The organism is Paucibacter sp. KCTC 42545, assembly GCF_001477625.1.
Lineage (GTDB): Bacteria > Pseudomonadota > Gammaproteobacteria > Burkholderiales > Burkholderiaceae_C > Paucibacter_A.
The window spans coordinates 2,023,964-2,042,742 of record NZ_CP013692.1 but is presented as its reverse complement, the minus strand read 5'-3'; the positions used below and the strand labels follow the sequence as shown (position 1 = coordinate 2,042,742).

14 protein-coding genes and 6 tRNA genes are annotated in these 18,779 nt (G+C 62.9%); 9 read left to right on the top strand and 11 right to left on the bottom strand.

The window, feature by feature from the left end; translation table 11 throughout:
* From AT984_RS09020 to AT984_RS08995, 6 genes are all read left to right on the top strand, one after another.
* Positions 1–76 (top strand) — tRNA-Ala (locus tag AT984_RS09020).
* Between the two features lie 98 nt (positions 77–174).
* Positions 175–250, top strand: a tRNA-Glu gene (locus AT984_RS09015).
* A gap of 100 nt (positions 251–350) precedes the next feature.
* Positions 351–427, top strand: a tRNA-Asp gene (locus AT984_RS09010).
* A gap of 152 nt (positions 428–579) precedes the next feature.
* Positions 580–655 (top strand) — tRNA-Ala (locus tag AT984_RS09005).
* Positions 656–724: 69 nt separating this feature from the next.
* Positions 725–800 (top strand) — tRNA-Glu (locus AT984_RS09000).
* Between the two features lie 72 nt (positions 801–872).
* Positions 873–949, top strand: a tRNA-Asp gene (locus tag AT984_RS08995).
* 186 nt (positions 950–1,135) lie between these two features.
* Here the strand turns inward: AT984_RS08995 and lexA are convergent.
* The gene (gene lexA / locus AT984_RS08990) at positions 1,136–1,879 is read right to left on the bottom strand and encodes a transcriptional repressor LexA (protein WP_058719809.1); all 744 of its coding nucleotides are present in this window, start codon (positions 1,877–1,879) and stop codon (positions 1,136–1,138) included.
* 90 nt (positions 1,880–1,969) lie between these two features.
* Between lexA and AT984_RS08985 the strand changes: the two genes are divergently transcribed.
* Complete coding sequence (locus tag AT984_RS08985) at positions 1,970–2,944, top strand: asparaginase (protein ID WP_058719808.1); 975 nt, start codon at positions 1,970–1,972, stop codon at positions 2,942–2,944.
* 19 nt (positions 2,945–2,963) lie between these two features.
* On the opposite strand, the gene AT984_RS08980 is transcribed toward AT984_RS08985, so the two are convergent.
* From AT984_RS08980 to queF, 10 genes are all read right to left on the bottom strand, one after another.
* Positions 2,964–4,421 carry an esterase-like activity of phytase family protein gene (locus AT984_RS08980; RefSeq protein ID WP_058722193.1) on the bottom strand — a complete coding sequence of 486 codons (1,458 nt, stop codon included), beginning with the start codon at positions 4,419–4,421 and terminating at the stop codon, positions 2,964–2,966.
* Between the two features lie 78 nt (positions 4,422–4,499).
* The gene (locus AT984_RS08975) at positions 4,500–4,925 is read right to left on the bottom strand and encodes an organic hydroperoxide resistance protein (protein ID WP_058722192.1); all 426 of its coding nucleotides are present in this window, start codon (positions 4,923–4,925) and stop codon (positions 4,500–4,502) included.
* 54 nt (positions 4,926–4,979) lie between these two features.
* Positions 4,980–5,480 carry a MarR family winged helix-turn-helix transcriptional regulator gene (locus AT984_RS08970; RefSeq protein WP_058719807.1) on the bottom strand — a complete coding sequence of 167 codons (501 nt, stop codon included), beginning with the start codon at positions 5,478–5,480 and terminating at the stop codon, positions 4,980–4,982.
* A gap of 234 nt (positions 5,481–5,714) precedes the next feature.
* A complete protein-coding gene (locus tag AT984_RS08965) occupies positions 5,715–7,715 on the bottom strand; it encodes an ABC-F family ATP-binding cassette domain-containing protein (RefSeq protein WP_058719806.1) in 2,001 nt (666 codons plus the stop codon).
* Positions 7,712–8,611 (bottom strand): 50S ribosomal protein L3 N(5)-glutamine methyltransferase, encoded by a 900-nt coding sequence (gene prmB / locus AT984_RS08960; RefSeq protein WP_058719805.1) that lies wholly within the window; start codon positions 8,609–8,611, stop codon positions 7,712–7,714. Before prmB ends, AT984_RS08965 begins: the two co-directional genes overlap by 4 nt.
* The gene (dapE, locus tag AT984_RS08955; RefSeq protein ID WP_058719804.1) at positions 8,608–9,753 is read right to left on the bottom strand and encodes a succinyl-diaminopimelate desuccinylase; all 1,146 of its coding nucleotides are present in this window, start codon (positions 9,751–9,753) and stop codon (positions 8,608–8,610) included. Before dapE ends, prmB begins: the two co-directional genes overlap by 4 nt.
* Before the next feature lie 12 nt (positions 9,754–9,765).
* Complete coding sequence (locus tag AT984_RS08950; RefSeq protein ID WP_058719803.1) at positions 9,766–10,923, bottom strand: PilT/PilU family type 4a pilus ATPase; 1,158 nt, start codon at positions 10,921–10,923, stop codon at positions 9,766–9,768.
* 169 nt (positions 10,924–11,092) lie between these two features.
* On the bottom strand, positions 11,093–11,917 hold the full coding sequence (gene dapD, locus AT984_RS08945) for a 2,3,4,5-tetrahydropyridine-2,6-dicarboxylate N-succinyltransferase (protein ID WP_058719802.1): 825 nt from the start codon (positions 11,915–11,917) through the stop codon (positions 11,093–11,095).
* 33 nt (positions 11,918–11,950) lie between these two features.
* Positions 11,951–13,174, bottom strand: coding sequence for a succinyldiaminopimelate transaminase (gene dapC / locus AT984_RS08940; RefSeq protein WP_058722191.1), 1,224 nt, complete (start codon positions 13,172–13,174; stop codon positions 11,951–11,953).
* An 11-nt stretch (positions 13,175–13,185) separates the two neighbouring features.
* Positions 13,186–13,617 carry a preQ(1) synthase gene (gene queF / locus AT984_RS08935; RefSeq protein WP_058722190.1) on the bottom strand — a complete coding sequence of 144 codons (432 nt, stop codon included), beginning with the start codon at positions 13,615–13,617 and terminating at the stop codon, positions 13,186–13,188.
* A gap of 544 nt (positions 13,618–14,161) precedes the next feature.
* Here queF and smc point away from each other — a divergent pair.
* Positions 14,162–17,677 (top strand): chromosome segregation protein SMC, encoded by a 3,516-nt coding sequence (smc, locus tag AT984_RS08930; protein WP_058719801.1) that lies wholly within the window; start codon positions 14,162–14,164, stop codon positions 17,675–17,677.
* Positions 17,674–18,744 (top strand): cell division protein ZipA C-terminal FtsZ-binding domain-containing protein, encoded by a 1,071-nt coding sequence (locus tag AT984_RS08925; protein WP_058719800.1) that lies wholly within the window; start codon positions 17,674–17,676, stop codon positions 18,742–18,744. Before smc ends, AT984_RS08925 begins: the two co-directional genes overlap by 4 nt.
* Positions 18,745–18,779: the final 35 nt, after the last annotated feature.

The following is an 18,779-nucleotide window of genomic DNA, read 5'->3' as shown; positions in this document are numbered from 1 at the left end:
GGGGGTATAGCTCAGCTGGGAGAGCGCTTGCATGGCATGCAAGAGGTCAGCGGTTCGATCCCGCTTACCTCCACCAAAAGTATTAGATTTAAAAATTTATACTCTAAGTGGCGCGCAGTTCAGTAAGTAGCGATAATGTTGTGTATAATGCGCAGCAATATTGAAGAAGGTTTAGTCCCCTTCGTCTAGAGGCCTAGGACACCACCCTTTCACGGTGACTACAGGGGTTCGAATCCCCTAGGGGACGCCAAGTTTGATAAGGCTTGGTAAATGTTTGAGAGATTAGAAATAATCTGAAAATATTTACAAAACTTGTCGATGAATGCTGATATAATATCAGCTCTTCATCTGGAGTGGTAGTTCAGTTGGTTAGAATACCGGCCTGTCACGCCGGGGGTCGCGGGTTCGAGTCCCGTCCACTCCGCCAGCGTATTGAGTGCATAGATTTCGGTCTGTGTATGTGTTTGAAGGCTCAACTTAATGAGTCGACAAGCGGCCAAGAGATTGGCCGCTTGCATTTAAGAGTTGAGTTTAGAGTTTTAGCTTGAACGGCGCGATGCCCGCATTCTGACAAGATTCGGGGGTATAGCTCAGCTGGGAGAGCGCTTGCATGGCATGCAAGAGGTCAGCGGTTCGATCCCGCTTACCTCCACCATGATTTCATCCTGTGGGTGAGATCAAGGCGGCGCGCAGTTCGGGTGTGAATTGAAAATTAGAAGGTTTAGTCCCCTTCGTCTAGAGGCCTAGGACACCACCCTTTCACGGTGACTACAGGGGTTCGAATCCCCTAGGGGACGCCAAGTTTGATAAGGCTTGGTAACTGCTAGCAGTTACATAACTTATCGATGTTGCGAAACTATATTCGCACATCTGGAGTGGTAGTTCAGTTGGTTAGAATACCGGCCTGTCACGCCGGGGGTCGCGGGTTCGAGTCCCGTCCACTCCGCCAACATTTTGAAAGCCCCGATAACTTGTTATCGGGGCTTTTTCTTTGCTTGAATACTTAACTGGCAAACAGAATTAGATTGGGATGCAGTTACTTCGTGGCTGTGATGATCTGCAGGAGTATTTGCATACTCGTGTAGATCATTCCCCAAGTGCCAATCAACCGCCCTCTAATTGCCCGCCAGTCGCCTCAATTAAATAGGCTGTTGCGAATCAGGCCGACGGCCAAGCCTTCCAGGGCGAAGTTGTCTTCATCCGCTTTCGCAATCAGTATGGGCTCGAACTCGGCGTTCTCGGGGTGCAATTCAATGCCGTTGCGGCCGCGCTGGTAGCGCTTGACCGTCACTTCATCGCCCAGGCGCGCCACAACGATCTGGCCATTCTTGGCTTCGCTGCACTTTTGCACCGCGAGCAGGTCGCCGTCCAGAATGCCGATGTCTTTCATGCTCATGCCTTTGACCTTGAGCAGAAAGTCCGGCCGGCGCGCGAACATGCTGGCTTCGACCGTATAGCTTTGTTCGATGTGTTCCTGAGCCAAGATGGGGTGGCCGGCCGCCACGCGCCCGACCAAAGGCAGGGTCAACTGGGCCAAACTGGCCAGCGGCAGCGAAAACTGGGCGGTTGACTGGCCTTTCAAGCGACTACCGCCAGCAGAAATGCCGCCCGCGCGCGCCTCTTTGGCATCGCGCGCTTCATTCAGCGCACGCAAGGTGCCTGATTTGAGGCGAATCCCACGCGAGGTGCCGCCCACCAATTCAATCGCACCCTTGCGCGCCAAGGCCTGCAGATGCTCTTCCGCCGCATTGGCCGATTTGAAGCCGAGTTCGGCTGCGATTTCAGCCCGAGTTGGCGGGGCGCCAGTCAGTTCGATGGCTTGGCGCACCAGATCCAGAATTTGCTGTTGGCGGGGTGTGAGTTTGGGGCTGTCATCCATATCGGTCCTCGTTTGTGATCCAATGATCAACTGCCTGAATATATATCCAGTAGCTGTATTTTCATCCAGTCGAACCAAGAAAATATGTCAATGAGCGCCGAAAAATCAAGCATCGAGGGTGTTGGCCCTCTCTCCACTACCGCCAGCCGGGTCGTCATTCTTGGCACCGGCGGCACGATTGCCGGCACCGCGGCCAATGCTGCGGACAATGTGGGTTACCAAGCCGCCCAGCTCGGTGTCGATCATTTGGTGCAGGCCGTGCCGGCCTTGGCCAGCCACCGGCTGGAAATGCAGCAAGTGGCGCAGTTGGACAGCAAGGATATGGACATCGCCACCTGGCAACGCTTGGCTCAAGCAGTTGCCACGCATCTGGCGCGCCCTGAAGTGGCCGGCATTGTCATCACCCATGGCACCGATACGATGGAAGAAAGCGCCTACTTTTTGCAGCGCGTGCTGGCGCCAACCAAGCCGGTGGTGCTGACCTGCGCGATGCGCCCGGCCACGGCCTTGCAGGCGGATGGTCCGCAGAATCTGCTGGATGCCGTGGTGCTGGCCCAGGATGCACGTGCCTCGGGTGTGCTTGTGATGGCCGCTGGCCGTGTCCATGCGGCCGAGCAAGTGCAAAAAGCGCACAGCTACCGCATTGACGCTTTTCGCTCTCGCGACGATGCGCTTTGCGGCGTGATGGAAGAGGGTGTTTTGCGTGAGTGGGGCGCTTGGCCGCGTGGTGAGGCGTTGGGCCTGGATCGCATCGCCAAGCCAGCGGACCAGTGGCCACAGGTGCAGATTGTGTTGAACCATGTGGGTGCCGACGGGCTGCTGGTGGATGCCTTGCTGGGCTTGGGCTGCGCCGGCCTGGTGGTGGCCGGCACCGGCAATGGCACGCTGAGCGAGCGCCTGACTCAGGCTTTGTTGCGGGCTCAGGCCCAGGGTGTGCGGGTGCTGCGCTGCAGCCGCTGCGATGCTGGGCCGGTGATCGGTGGCGAGGACAGCGGCCTGCCCAGTGCAGGCGCGCTGTCAGCCGTCAAGGCCAGGGTGGAGCTGATGCTTCAGCTCCTGGCTTGAGCTTCGGAAAGCTCCGCAGTCAGTGGCCTTTGCCAGCCTTGCGGCGGCGGGCGGCGGCCAAGGGGATGCCCGCCATCAAGCCGGCCAGCAGTAGCGCATAACTGCCGGGTTCCGGCACGGCGCTGATTTGCTGGGGCACAAAAGCGGAGCCGTTCAGATCTGCATCGCTGAAGGCAAACACATACCACTGGTTGGGGTTGTTCAGGCCCTTGGGCGAGCTGGCCAAGAAGTCGTTGTCATTGGCGATGTAAAGGGTGTGCTTGAGCACGCCGCCCACCATGATGTCTTCGCCAAAGCTCATGCCCTCGAGCTTGGCTGGAATCTGCGCATCGCTAATGCCTTGGGCATTCAGGGCTTGCTTGAGGTCCAGGAACAGGCTCTTGGCAGGCGCCAGGGCTAGCAAATTGCTCTCGCCGGAGATGCTGCTGACGTCGGCCGCATTGGCCAGATCCACCTTGTAAATGCTCTTGAACTTGGCGGTCGAGTCGTCGCCCAGGCCCTTGCCATCACGCTCCAGAACGAGGAACTCGTGATCGTTCAGCGCCAGGATTTCGCTGCTGTTGTAGTTCTTCTTGGTGATGGGATCGTAGTTGTTGTAGGCGAATTGCTTGGTGGCACCGGTGGCAATGTCGATGCTGATGAAGCGGTTGGCCGCGCCACCGTCACCGCCGTCTTGTGCCAGCGGGCTTTGCATAAAGCCCATCAGGGTCTTGCCATCGGGCGTGATGGCCAGGCCTTCCATGCCCTTGTTAGTGACGCGCCCGCTGCTGGTGTTGTTGGCAATCTCGAGGGCGCCTTGTGCATTTTGCTGGCTGATGCCCAGATTGGCCGGCAGGACAAATGACTTGAGGCGCGCGCCGGTGGCACGGTCGAATTGATAGACGGCGGGGCCGTACTCATCGCTGACGAAGACGCTGCGGCCGTCGTTCGAGAGGCGCAAACCTTCCGGGTCGAGGCGGGCATTGCTGCTGTTCAAAGAACCGCCGGCGCCGAAGGCATCGGAGCGGCCGGTGAAATAGTTCTTGCCGTCCTTGCTCAAGCTCGGTGCGCTGCCGTAGTTCAAGGCGCTGGCACTGTAGAGCAAGGTCGTGGCGTTCAGCTTGGCACCCAAGGTGTAGGGCAGGGCGCCGCCAGCCGATGCGTTCAAGCTCAGCTGCACGGTTTGCAGGCGAGGAATGAAGGAGGCGGTGTTGTCGATCGCGCTGTTCCATGCGGTGGCATTGGGGCCACGGTCGGGCAGGGCGATGAAGGTGTTGCCGCCGGCCCAGGCCAGGGCCGAGCCCATGCCGCCGAGCAGATCGCCGGCAATACCGTTTTCAAGCGGGGCACTTTGGCCGGAGAGGTCGTGCAGCGCGCCACTCAAGCTGCCGGTGGCCACCAGGCTGATGGCGGCAGCGGCCGGTGTGGCGGCTGCCGCTGTGGCCAAGCCGAGTGCGATCAGGCTGGCGAGTCGTTGAAGGGCGTGCTTGGAGCTCATGGCTTGGCCTTTGTGGAAGATGTTCGACAAAGCTTCAAACCATAGAGCCCCTTCGTGACTCCCTTGTGACGAGGCCTTTTAGACCAGCGTCAGCGTCACATCGATATTGCCGCGGGTGGCGTTCGAGTAAGGGCAGACCTGGTGCGCGGCGTTGATCAGGGCCTGTGCTGCGTCCCGGTCCATGCCCGGCAAGCTGATGCGCATCGCCACTTGAATGCCGAAGCCGCCGGTGATGGGGCCGATGCCCACATCCGAGGTGATGGACACATCCGCCGGAACGCTGATCTTTTGGCCGGCAGCAACAGCCTTCATGGCGCCGATGAAGCAGGCCGAGTAGCCGGCCGCGAAGAGCTGCTCCGGGTTGGTGCCGGGGCCGCCGGCGCCACCCAATTCACGCGGTGTGCTCAGCTCAACTTTGAGCGCGCCGTCGCTGGACGATGCATTGCCTTGACGGCCGCCGTTGGCGGTAGCGGTAGCGGTGTAGAGAACTTTGTCGAGGGCCATGGTCATGTACTCCGTGAGGTCGTTGGTGGGTGGGGGAAAAAATGAAAAACGAAATCAGTCGCTGGCTTGGGCTTTGGAAAGCTCCAGGCGCAGCGCATGTAAACGCTTGGTGAGGGAGGAGATTTCTTCGAGTGAACAGGCGCTGGCGCAAGCCAGTTCATGCGGGATGCTTTTGGCTTGCGCCCGCAATGCTTTGCCAGCTGGCGTCAAGCCAATGTCGACACGGCGCTCGTCATCTTTGGCGCGCTGGCGGCTGATCAGGGCGGCGGCTTCCAGGCGCTTGAGCAAGGGCGTCAAGGTGCCGGAGTCCAGCGACAGGCGCTGACCCAGGGCGGAGACGCTGATACCGTCTTGCTCCCACAGCACCAGCATCACCAGATACTGCGGGTAGGTCAGGCCCAGCGGCGCCAGCAGCGGTTTGTAGAGCTTGGTCATGGCCAACGAGCTGGCGTAGAGCGCGAAGCACAGCTGCTGGTCCAGTTGCAACCAATCGGGTGGGCTGCGGCGTGAGGCGCCTGCTGTGTTGGCTGATTTGGGGCTTTGCGTTGAATGCATGGTGTAACTGTAGTTAGCAATTGAATTGCGTACAACTTAAATGGTTATTCAGGGAGGTGCTAGACGGCGTAAGGCGTTTGGGCAAGTTCGGAGCGTCTGGCCCAGGTCGGCAGCCAGGCAGATAGGCATGAAAAAAGGGCCCGAAGGCCCTTTTGTTTGCATTCCGCAGTTGCGCGCTTAGCTGCGCCTTGATGCGGAAATACGGCTGGTGCGCTGATGCGCTGATGCCTAGCGTTAGCTGGCCGCCTGGATGGCATCGACTTCGGCGCCCAGGGCCAGCCAGCGCAGCTCGGCGGCTTCCAGCTCGTCGTGAATGCCTTTCAGGCGTTTGCCCAGCTCGGCGATTTGCGCGGGCGTTGCCTTGCCCGAGGCCAGTTCGGCCTCGACCGCGCTGCGTTCATCGGCCAGCTTGTTCAGCTTGACGTCGATGGCATCCATCTCGCGGCGCAGCGGCTTCGTCTGCTCAGCCAGGCGTTGACGGGCTTGGCCGCTGAGTTTGCGGTCCTCGCGCGCGGCAGGCTTGGCCGCTTCGGCGGCAGGTGCGGCGGCGGCCACGGGCGCGGCCTCAGCAATAGCGGGCTTCTTGCCCATCGCCTTGCTGGCTTGTTTGGCAGCTTCCTTGGCGGCCTTGGCGGCTTCCTTGGATTGCTCAAGCAACCACTTCTGGTAGTCGTCCAGGTCACCGTCAAACGGCGACACCGCGCCCTTGGTCACCAGCCAGAACTCGTCGCAGACTTCACGCAGCAAGGCGCGATCGTGGCTGACCAGCATCACCGTGCCTTCGAACTCGTTCAGCGCGATGGACAGAGCCTCGCGGGTGTTGAGGTCCAAATGGTTGGTTGGCTCGTCCAGCAGCAAGAGGTTGGGGCGCTGCCAAACCAGCATGGCCAGCACCAGGCGTGCTTTTTCGCCACCCGAGAGGCTGCCCACTTGCTGGTTCACCATCTCGCCGACAAAGCGGAACTGGCCCAGGAAGTCGCGCAGCTCTTGCTCGCGCGCGCCGGGGCTGCATTCCTTGGCCAAGCGCACCATGTGCGAGAGCGGGCCTTCGTCGGGGCGCAGCACATCCATTTCCTGCTGGGCGAAGTAGCCGATGGTCAGGCCCTTGCCCTCGGTGATCTTGCCGCCCATGGCACGCTGCATACGCGCCACGGTCTTGACCACGGTGGACTTACCCTGGCCGTTAGCACCCAAGATGCCGATGCGCTGGCCGGCCAGCACCGAGCGGTTGATGCCGCGCACGATGATGTTCTCGACGCCATCGACCTCGTAGCCGCAGGCCACTTCGTCGAACATCAGCATGGGGTTGGGCAGGCTGACGGGCTCGCGGAACTCGAAGTTGAAGTCTGCGGCAGCGAGCACCGGCGCCAGCTTTTCCATCCGCTCCAGCGCCTTGACCCGGCTTTGCGCCTGCTTGGCCTTGCTGGCCTTGGCCTTGAAGCGGTCAATGAACTTCTGCAAGTGGGCGATGCGCTCTTGCTGCTTGCCGAAGGCCGCGGTTTGCTGCTCCATGCGCTCGGCGCGCATGGATTCAAAGGCGGTGTAGTTGCCGCCGTAGCGCATCAGCTTGGTTTCATCCAGGTGCAAGGTGACCTTGGTGATGGCATCGAGGAATTCGCGGTCATGGCTGATGACGATCAAAGTGCCGTCGTAGCGCTGCAACCAGGCCTCCAGCCAGACCAGGGCGTCCAAGTCCAAGTGGTTGGTGGGCTCGTCCAGCAGCATCAACTCGGCCGGGCACATCAGTGCGCGCGCCAGTTGCAAGCGCATGCGCCAGCCGCCCGAGAAGCTGTTCACCGGGGCCTCGACCTGCTCGCCCTTGAAGCCCAAGCCCATCAACAGGGCTTGCGCGCGCGGCTTGGCATCGAAGGCGCCGGCGTCCATCAACATGGCGTGGGCATCGGCCATGGCGTGGCCGTCTTCGGCGGCTTCCGCCTCCTCGAGTGCCTTGCGTGCAGCCATCAGGCGCACATCGCCTTCCAGCACATAGTCGGTGGCCGAGTCTTCGGTTTCCGGCATGTTCTGCGCCACTTCGCCCACCGCCCATTGGCGTGGGATGTCGACTTCGCCCTTATCGCTTTGCAGCCGGTCGGTCAGCAACGCGAACAAGCTGGACTTGCCGGCGCCGTTACGGCCCACCAGGCCGATTTTCTCGCCCGGCTGCAGGGTGACCGAGGCATCGTCCAGGACGATTTTGCTGCCGCGGCGCAGGGTGACATTGCGAATGGTGATCATGGCTGGGCGCCCTCATTGTTCTTGTTCATCGACTTCAACAGCGCTTCCTGGGTCACCAGCAACACCTGATCTTCTCCGGCCGATGTTTCCATCCAGGCCACTTCCAATTGCGGGAATGCCGCTTCAAAAAACTCGCGCTCGTTGCCGATCTCCAGCACCAACACGCCGTGCTCGCTGAGGTGCTCGGGTGCGGCGCGCAGCAGCTCGCGCACAAAGTCCATGCCGTCGCTGCCCCCCGCCAGGGCCAGCTCGGGCTCGGCCCGGTACTCGGCCGGCAGGGCGGCCATGGACTGGCTGTTGACGTAGGGCGGGTTGCACAGAATCAGGTCATAACGCTTTGTCCCGGCGGGCTGCAGGCCATCGCCTTGCAGAAGGCGGATGCGGTCTTGCAGGCCGTGTTTGTCCACATTGATGCGGGCCACGGCCAGGGCGTCGACACTGAGGTCGATGGCATCCACCGCCACCTCGGGCCAGGCCATGGCTGCCAAGACTGCCAGGCTGCCGTTGCCGGTGCAGAGGTCCAGCACGGCCTGGGTCTGGTCGGACAACCAAGCGTCAATGCTGCCATCGGCCAGCAATTCGGCAATGAAGCTGCGCGGCACGATGGCGCGCTCGTCAACGTAGAAATCCACGCCCTGCAGCCAGGCCTCGCGGGTCAGGTAGGCGGCAGGTTTGCGGGTGGCGATGCGCTCCTCAATCAAGGCGGCGATCTGGCTTTGTTCGGCCTCGCTGAGCACGCGCTCGGCGTGTTCGTCCAGGCTGTCCAGCGGCAATTGCAAGCGCCACAAGACCAGCCAGGCGGCTTCGTCAAAGGCGTTGGTGGTGCCATGCCCAAATGAAACGCCCGCCTCGGTCAGGCGGGCGGCGTGCAATTCAATGCAGGAGATCAGGTTCACAGCAGCAGGTTCTCCAGCGTGCGTCGGTAGATATTCTTCAGCGGTTCCAGGCTGTCGGCGGGCAAGTACTCGTCGATCTTGTGGATGCTGGCGTTGATGGGGCCGAATTCCACGACCTGGGGGCAGATCTTGGCGATGAAACGGCCGTCCGAGGTGCCGCCGGTGGTGGACAGCTGCGTACTCAAGCCGGTCTCGGCCAGGATGGCCTGGCTCAAGGCTTCGCTCAAACTGCCCACCGGGGTCAGGAAGGGCTCGCCACCCAGGGTCCAGTCCAGCGCATATTCCAGCCCGTGGCGGGCCAGCAGGGCTTGCACCCGGGTCTTCAGCGACTCCGGCGTGGACTCGGTTGAGAAACGGAAATTGAAGTCCAGCACCATCTCACCGGGGATCACATTGGTGGCGCCGGTGCCGGCCTTGATGTTGGAAATCTGAAAGGTGGTGGCCGGGAAATAGCTATTGCCATCGTCCCAGTGCATGGCCGTCAGCTCGGCGATGGCCGGTGCTGCTTGATGAACTGGGTTGCGTGCCAATTGCGGATAGGCCACATGGCCTTGCACGCCCTTGATGCGCAGCTTGCCGCTGAGCGAGCCGCGCCGGCCGTTCTTGACCATATCGCCCACGCGCTCCACCGAGGTCGGCTCGCCGACGATGCAGTAGTCCAGGCGTTGGCCTTGGGCTTTGAGCTGCTCGCAGCAGACCTTGGTGCCATCGACCGAAGGGCCTTCTTCATCGCTGGTCAGCAAGCAGGCCAGGCTGCCCGTATGGCTGGGATGGGCGGCGCAGAATTCTTCGGCGGCCACCACAAAAGCGGCCAGCGAACCCTTCATATCGGCAACACCGCGGCCGTAGATGCGGCCGTCGCGGTAGCTGGGCACAAAGGGGTCAGAGCTCCAAGCGTCGAGCCGCCCGGGCGGCACCACGTCGGTGTGGCCGGCAAACACAAGCACCGGGCCGTCTGGCGCGCCGCGTTTGATGGCCCACAGATTGCTGACGCGGAAATTGTCCGGGCCGCTGTCCATGCGCTGCAGCTCAAAGCCCAGGGCAGACAGACGTTGGCCGATCAGCTCCAGGCAACCGGCGTCATCGGGCGTGACCGAAGGGCGCGCGATCAGCGCCTCCAAAAGGGCAAGGGTTTGGCTCATCGAGGGGCGGGCTCAGTCGTGGCGCACGTCGAGCGTGATTTCGGTGAAGCTGGCCTCGTCGCTGGCGGCTTCTTCCTTCTTGCCGGCAGCAGCCTTGCCCATTGCGGGGCCTTCGTTTTGCAAACGCCAGAGCAGATTGGTGGGCGAGTCGGCGAAGGCCAGGCCTTCTTCGCGGGTGATGGTGCCGTCCTTGATGAGCTTGGCGAAATGCTCTTCGTAGGTCTGCGAGCCTTCGGCGATGGACTTCTCCATCGCTTCCTTGACCGAGGCGAAGTCGCCTTGCTCGATGAACTCGGCGATCAGCTTGGTGTTGAGCAAGATCTCGATCACCGGAATGCGCCCGCCCGCCGTGGCCTTGACCAGGCGCTGCGAGACGATGGACTTGAGGCCCGCCGCCAAGTCGTTCAGCAGCGCTGGGCGTGACTCGGGCGTGTAGAAGGACAAGATGCGGTTGAGCGCGTGATAGCTGTTATTGCCGTGCAAGGTGGCCAGCACCAGGTGGCCGGACAGGGCGTAGGAAATCGCCGCCGTCATGGTCTCGCGGTCGCGGATCTCGCCAATCAAGATGCAGTCGGGCGACTGACGCAGCGCGTTTTTCAGCGCCACTTGCAGCGAGGCGGTATCGCGGCCGACTTCGCGCTGGTTGACCACCGAGCGCTTATTGCTGAACAGGTATTCCAGCGGATCCTCGATGGTGAGGATGTGGCCGGCCATATTCAGATTGCGCTGCTCCAGCATGGAGGCCAGCGTGGTGCTCTTGCCCGTGCCGGTGGCGCCCACCATCAGGATCAGACCGCGCTTTTCCTGCACCAGCTTGCCCAGCACCGGCGGCAGATTGAGCTGCTCCAGCGAAGGGATCACATGCGGAATATGCCGGAACACGCCGGCAATGGTGCCGCGTTGGCGAAAGCCGGAGAGGCGGAAGGAACCCACACCGGGCACCGACACCGCCATATTCAGCTCGCCGCTCTGATCCAGCTCGGCCAGTTGTGGCGGGCTCAGCACCTCGGCCAGCAATTGGCGGGGCTGTGAAGGCGAGAGCAGCTGATCCGACAACTGCACGATCTGCCCGTTCAAGCGGATCAGCACCGGCATATTGGCCGATAGGTAGACGTCAGACGCGCCCTTGTCGGCCATCAGGCGCAGGATGCGCTCCATGTTTCCACTCATGTGGGAATTCCTTCAACGCTTCGTCCGACAAGCCGTGGCGGCTCCGTGCTGGCTCCAGAGCGCGGCGCCCACGCAGCCATTGCGGCTGGGCCGCTCGGCAGGCTTGGGGCGGCTGTGCCGGCATGCCCCCCGTGGGTGGCGTGCCTCGCGCTCAAGGGCAGGGCCATGCTCAGGCGCCGCGCAGCAGCTCGTTGATGCTGGTCTTGGAGCGTGTTTGCGCATCAACGCGCTTGACGATCACCGCGCAGTAGAGGCTGTACTTGCCATCGGCCGAGGGCAGATTGCCGCTCACCACCACCGAGCCTGCGGGGATGCGGCCGTAGCTCACTTCGCCGGTGGCGCGGTCATAAATCTTGGTGCTTTGGCCGATGTAAACGCCCATCGAAATCACCGAGTTCTCTTCCACGATCACGCCCTCAACCACTTCGGAGCGTGCGCCGATGAAGCAGTTGTCTTCGATGATGGTGGGGTTGGCTTGCAGGGGCTCGAGCACGCCGCCAATGCCGACGCCGCCGCTCAGATGCACGTTCTTGCCGATCTGCGCGCAGGAACCCACGGTGGCCCAGGTGTCCACCATGGCGCCTTCATCCACATAGGCGCCGATGTTCACGTAGGAGGGCATCAGCACCACGTTCTTGCCCTGGAAGCTGCCGCGGCGCGCCACGGCGGGCGGCACCACGCGCACGCCCATGGCGCGGATGGCTTCGTCGCTCAGGCCAGCGAACTTGGTCGGCACCTTGTCGAAGAAGGTCATATCGCCCGAGCCCATGATCTGGTTGTCATTCAGACGGAATGACAGCAGCACGGCCTTTTTGATCCACTGGTGCACGGTCCACTGGCCGACGGCTTGGCGCTCGGCCACGCGCAGGCGGCCGGCGTCCAGCTCGGCAATCACATGCTCGACGGCTTCGCGCACTTCGGGGGAGTTGCTGGCGTTGATGGAGGCACGGCCTTCCCAGGCTTGGTCGATGATGGATTGCAGCTGTTGTGTCATGGGGATGGAATCAGGCAAAGGTGAAAAAAGGGTTCAAGCGCGGGTTTCTTGCTGAGCGAAAGCGGCAATGCGGTGGGCGGCTTCCAGGCATTCCGCCGTCTCGGCCACCAGGGCCAGGCGGATGCGTCCGGCGCCCGGGTTCACACCGTGGGCCTCGCGCGCCAACAAGCTGCCGGGCAGGACCGCCACATTGTATTGAGCCAGCAGGCCCTGGGCGAAGGCGATGTCGTCGCCGCCGCAGCAGTTGGCCGGCACTTGCGCCCACAGGTAGAAGCCAGCATCCGGCAAGGCCACATGCAGATGCGGTGTCAGCACCGGCGTGACCTGGGCGAATTTGGCGCGGTATTGCTCGCGATTGGCCACCACATGGGCCTCATCGTTCCAGGCCGCGATGCTGGCGGCTTGCACCATCGGGTTCATGGCGCTGCCGTGATAGGTGCGGTAGAGCAAGAAGCGCTTGAGGATGGCCGCGTCACCCGCCACAAAGCCCGAGCGCAGGCCCGGCACATTGCTGCGCTTGGACAGGCTGGTGAAGGCGATTAGATTGCGGTAGTCGTGGCGGCCGAGTTTGGCCGCCGCTTCCAGGCCGCCCAGCGGCGCCTCATCGCGGAAGTAGATTTCGGAGTAGCACTCGTCCGAAGCGATCACGAAGCCGTAGCGGTCGCTCAGCTCGAACAGGGTGCGCCACTCTTCCAGCGGCATCACCGCGCCCGTCGGGTTGCCGGGCGAGCAGACGTAGAGCAGCTGGGTTTTGGCCCAGGTGGCGGCGTCGATCTGCGACCAGTCGGCCGCGAAATTGCGCGCCGGGTCGCTGTTGGCAAAAGCGGTTTGCGCGCCGGCCAGCAGGGCCGCGCCCTCGTAGATTTGGTAAAACGGATTCGGGCAGACCACCGTGGCGCCGGGGCGGCTGGGGTCGATCACGGTTTGCGCCAAGGCAAACAAGGCCTCGCGCGAACCGTTGACCGGCAGCACCTGGCTGGCTGCGTCGAGTTTGAGGCCATAGCGCCGCTCAATCCAGGCGCAAATGCTTTCGCGCAGAGCCGGCTCGCCGGCCGTGGCCGGATAGACCGACAAGCCCTTGAGGCTGGCCATCAAGGCGTCTTCGATCAGCTTGGGCGCCGGGTGCTTGGGTTCACCAATGCCCAGGCTGATCGGCCGCAACGCGGGGTTGGGCTGAATGCCGGCATTGAGCGCACGCAGGCGCTCAAAGGGGTAGGGGTGAAGGCGGTCGAGCAGGGGATTGTGAGGCGCGGGCATGGCCGGGTTCATCAGCGCAGCAGGCCTGACTCAAAACCATGCGTGGGCAGGTCGACGCGGGGCGCCGGCTTCCAACCCTTTTTCTGATGCTCCACCACCACATTGGTGTAGATGCCGCCGCGCACATACCACTTGGCTGTGATGCGGATGAAACGGGGCTGGGTGACGCGCACGATGTCTTCCAGAATCGTGTTGGTGACCTTCTCGTGGAAGGCGCCTTCGTCGCGGTAGCTCCAGAAATACATCTTCAAGCTCTTCAGCTCGACGCAATGCTTGTCCGCAATCATGTCGATGGTGAAGTGGGCGAAGTCGGGCTGGCCGGTCAGCGGACAGTGGCAGGTGAATTCGGGCACCTGGAACTGGATCACATAGTCCCGCTCAGGCGCGGGGTTAGGGAAGGCGTGCAGTTCCTTGCTGGGGCGCGAGGGCGGGTTGGGTGGCATCTCGCGCATGGGCGGCGCAAGTTCGGCCGTGGCTTTGGCCTTGCGAGCGGCCGGCTTGGGCTTGGCGGCAGTGGCGGCGGCGCTGGTCTTGGGCAGCGCGGCTGCGGCTTTGGGCGAGGGAGTCTTGGCCATGGGTCGGTGCTGGCGCGGGCGCGCAAACGCCCCGCTTTCAATTCAGAAGGAGGGCGCGATGGTAACACTGCACCCCTTGGCGCCGCCTGGGTCGCCGGGCTTTGTGCCTCGTGCTTGGCCGGGCTTTATGCCGCTAAATCAAGAGCTTAGCGCGGCAGGCCTTGAAGTCTGGCGAGGACTGAGAAGCGTCTTGGCCTGCAGCTTCACCGGTCCGGGCGACGCCACCGGCGGCTGCCGTGAAACAGGCCGGCTTTGCTGCACGGCAGGGGCTGCGCCACCGTGCCCGGCTACGGCGGTACGCGATGCTATGATTTGGCCCCGTCGAGGCGCCGAGTGAAGGCGCTTTTTTTTAGATAAATCAATGGTTTAGCGGTTATTCGGTGGTGCGCCACCGCGAGGGTGCCAAGCAAGCATGCGTCTGAACTCGATCAAGCTTTCGGGCTTTAAGTCCTTTGCCGATCCGACGGTGTTCCAGTTGCCTGGGCAATTGGTGGGCGTGGTGGGCCCCAACGGCTGCGGCAAATCCAACATCATGGATGCGGTGCGCTGGGTCTTGGGCGAGAGCAAGGCCTCGGAGCTGCGCGGCGAGTCCATGCAGGACGTGATCTTCAACGGCTCGGGCAACCGCAAACCGGCCAGCCGCGCCAGCGTGGAGCTGGTGTTCGCCAATGAAGACGGCCGCGCCGGCGGGCAGTGGAACCAGTTTGCTGAAATCGCCGTCAAGCGCTTGCTGACCCGCGACGGCACCAGCAGCTACTTCATCAACAACCAGCCGGTGCGGCGCCGCGATGTGCAGGATGTGTTTCTGGGCACGGGCCTGGGGCCGCGCGCTTACGCCATCATCGGCCAGGGCACCATCAGCCGCATCATCGAGAGCAAGCCCGAAGAGATGCGCATGTTCTTGGAGGAAGCCGCCGGCGTCTCCAAGTACAAAGAGCGCCGCCGGGAGACCGAGAACCGGCTCAAGGACACGCGCGAAAATCTCACCCGCGTGGATGACATCCTGCGCGAGCTGAACAACAACCTCGAGAAGCTGGAAAAGCAAGCCGAGGTGGCCGCCACTTACCGCAGCCTGCAAGACAGCGGCACGCTCAAGCTGCATCAGCTGTGGTTCCTCAAGCATCGCGACGCCACCTCCGAGCAGACGCGGGTCAAGGCCGAACATGCCGAAGCGGTGAATGCGTTGGAGTCCCGCATGGCCGAGTTGCGCCATGTGGAGGCCGAGCTTGAGGAAGTGCGCCAAGCCCATTACGCCGCCGGCGATGAGCTGCACGCCTCGCAAGGCCGCTTTGCCGAAGCGCAGCTGGAAGTCAGCCGCCTGGAAGAACGCATCCGCTACGTGGTGGAGGGGCGCCAGCGCGTTGAAGCCCGCTTGCTTGAATTGCAAACGCAGAACGGCCAGTGGCTGGAGCGTTCGCAGCAAGCGCAGGACGAGCTGGAAAACATTGCCGAGCAGATCGCTGGCGCCGAGGAACAAAGCGAGATCCTGGCCGCCCAGGCCGAGGAGCAGCAGGCCAATCTGCCCAATGCGGAAGACGCGGTGCGTGCCGCGCAAGCCAAGGCCAATGAGCAGCGCAGCGCCGTGGTGCAAGTGCAGCAGCATATCCAGGTTCTGGCCGCAGAGAGCCGCAGCATCGACGAGCAAAGCCGCCAGCTGCGCACTCGCCGTGAGCGCCTGGCGACCGAACGCCAAGCCCTGGTCGCCCCCGATGCCGCGCGTTTGGATGAACTGAAGCAGCAAAGCGCTGCCGCCGATGAGAGCCGCGACGTGGCCGATGCACGTCTGCAGGAATTGCAAGAGCAGGTGCCGGCACTCGACGAAGCGCGCCGCCAGGCCCAGCAGGACGCGAATGCCCAACAGGGCCGGCAAGGTGATTTGTCGGCCCGCCTGGATGCTTTGCGTGCGCTGCAGGAAAAAGTGCAGACCGAAGGCAAGCTCAAGCCCTGGTTGGCCAAGCATGGCCTGGACGGTTTGCCTGGCTTGTGGACCAAGCTGCACATCCAAGCCGGCTGGGAAAACGCGCTGGAAGCGGCGCTGCGCGAGCGCCTGGGTGCGCTGGAAGTGGGCAGGCTGGAAACGGTGCGCGCCTTCGCCAGCGATGCCCCGCCGGCTCGCCTGGCCTTCTATTCGCCGCCCAATAACTTCATTACCAACACGCATGAAACGCTGCCGCGCCTGAGCGATTTGCTGCGCTTGCAAGACGCCGGCCTGAAGGCCTTGCTGAACGACTGGCTGGAGGGCGTCTACACGGCAGCGTCCATGGACGAAGCCCTGGCTGCGCGCGCCCAATTGACTCATGGTGAGTTGATCATGACCGCGGGTGGCCACGCGGTGAGCCAGTTCGCGGTGAGCTTTTACGCCCCCGATACCGAGCAAGCCGGCATGCTGGCCCGTGCCCAGGAAATTGAGCAATTGGTGTTGGACCTGCGCGCGCAAGCCCTGATCGCGGAAGAGGCCAAGAGCGCCCTGGTGCGCGCCGAAGCCGCCTACACCGAAGGCTCGCAGCGCCTGCTGAACCTGCGCCGCGAGGCTGGCGAGGCGCAAAGCCGTGCCCACCAGCTGCAAGTGGAGTTGCTGCGCCTGAACAGCCAAGCCGAAGCTGCGAGCAGCCGCCGCACGCAGCTGGAAGACGAGCTGTTCGAGATCGACGCGCAAAACGAGGAACTGCAGGAACGCCGCATGACCGGCGAAGCCCGTTTTGAAGAACTCGATCTGCAACTGGCCAGCACCCAGGAGCGCCATGCCGAGCTGGACGACGGCGTGATTGCCGCCGAGCGCAAGCTGGCCGAGGCGCGCGAGCAATTGCGTGCCCTGGAGCGCCGCGCGCAGGAGGCGCAGTACAGCGCCCGTGCTTTGGCCTCGCGGCGCGGCGAGTTGCAGCGCTCGATTGAAACAGCGGTGCAGCAGCAGCAGACCAATGCGCAGTCGATTGAGAGCTTGCAGCGCGAGCTGGGCACACTCAATGACGCCGCCGCGCAAGCCGGTTTGCAAGACGCCCTGGCCCTGAAGATGGAGCGTGAACACGCCCTGGCCGCCGTGCGCAGCGGCTATGACGACTTGAGCCTGCGCCTGCGCAAGGCCGATGAACAGCGCCTGACGTTTGAGCGCAGCCTGGACCCCTTGCGTGAGCGCATTACCAAGCTGCAGCTGGAAGAGCAGGCGGCGCAACTGGGCGGCGCGCAGTATCTGGAGCAGCTCAGCGCGGCCGCGGTGGACCTGGATGAGTTGGCCAAAACCGTGGAAGCGGGGCAGGTCAAGCTCTACGGCCTGCAAGGCGAGATCGACCGCATCAACCGTGAGGTGGCGGCGCTGGGCGCGGTCAATCTGGCGGCGTTGGACGAGTTGACGGCGGCGCGCGAGCGCAAGACCTTCCTGGATTCGCAATGCGCCGATTTGCAATCGGCCATGAAGACGCTGGAAGACGCCATCCACAAGATCGACCTCGAAACGCGCGACTTGCTGGGTGCCACCTTCGATCAGGTCAATATGCACTTTGGCCGCATGTTCCCGACGCTGTTCGGCGGCGGTCAGGCCAAGCTGGTGATGACCGGCGAAGAGATTCTGGATGCCGGCATTCAGGTGATGGCGCAGCCACCGGGCAAGAAGAACAGCACGATTCACCTGCTCTCGGGCGGCGAGAAGGCGCTGACGGCCATCGCCTTGGTGTTCGCCATCTTCCAGCTCAATCCGGCACCGTTTTGCTTGCTGGACGAGGTGGACGCGCCTTTGGATGACGCCAATACCGAGCGTTATGCCAAGCTGGTGGCCGAGATGAGCAGTGGCACGCAGTTCCTCTTCATCTCACATAACAAGATTGCAATGGAAATGGCTGAACAACTGATTGGGGTGACGATGCAGGAGCAGGGGGTGTCGCGCATCGTGGCGGTGGACATGGACAAGGCCTTGGCCATGGCGGAGGTGGCATGAGCTTGACCACCATGTTGGCCATTCTGGGCGGCTTGATTTTGGCCGCCGTTGTGGCGCACGGCGCCTGGAGCGCCCGCAAGGCCGGGCCGCGCCGTGCCGAACAGCTTGAACCCTTGATGGACGGCCAGCGGCTTGAGCCCGGCCTGAACCCATTGACCGGCGACAGCGCCGAGCCGCAGGTGGACGGGCAGGCGCAAGTCTGCGACGACAGCCTGCCGGTCGTGGCGCGGCCCAGCCGCAAGCCCTCGGCCCGCATCGACGCCTTGATTGACGCGATTGCCACGCTGACCCTGGAAGCGCCAATCAGCGGCGAGATGGCCCTGTCTCATCTGCCCGGCAGCCGCCGCGCCGGCACCAAGCCCTTCCACATCGAAGGGCTCAATGCCGAGAGCGGCGAGTGGGAGCTGCCCATGCCGGGTCAGCGCTACGGCGAGTTCCAGGCCGGTGTGCAGATGGCCAACCGCAGCGGCGCGATGAACGAGATTGAGTACTCGGAGTTCGTGCAGAAGGTGCAGGGCTTTGCCGACGGCGTGGGCGCCTTTGTGCAATTCCCCGACATGCTGGATGTGGTGGCCCGCGCGCGCGAACTGGATCATTTCGCCAGCGAACATGATGCCCAGTTGGCCGTGGTGCTGCGGGCCCGCAATGCCGCCTGGACCTTGGGTTATGTGCAGCAAATGGCGCTGCGCCATGGCTTCGTGCCGGGCGCCATGCCTGGCCGCTTGGTGATGGCCTCGGCCGAGGAGGGCGCGCCGCCCATCCTGACGCTGAGCTTTGACGCACAGGCCGCGCTGGCCGAGAACCCGCAGCAGTCCTCGCTGCGCGAGTTGGCCCTGGCCTTGGATGTGCCGCAAACCCCCGAGGCGCTGGAACCATTCGCTTCCTGGCAAGAGGCTGCGCGTGGCTTGGCGCGAGATATCGATGCGGATGTGTGCGACGACCGCGGCCAGATTCTCAATCTGCATGCCTTCGCTTCGATCGGGCAAGAACTCAATACGCTTTACAAGGCCTTGGGTTCGCGCGACCTGGCTGCCGGCTCGCTGGCCGCGCGACGCATGTTCAGCTGATTGAGGCTGACCTTGAGCTTGAGTCGCTAGGGCAA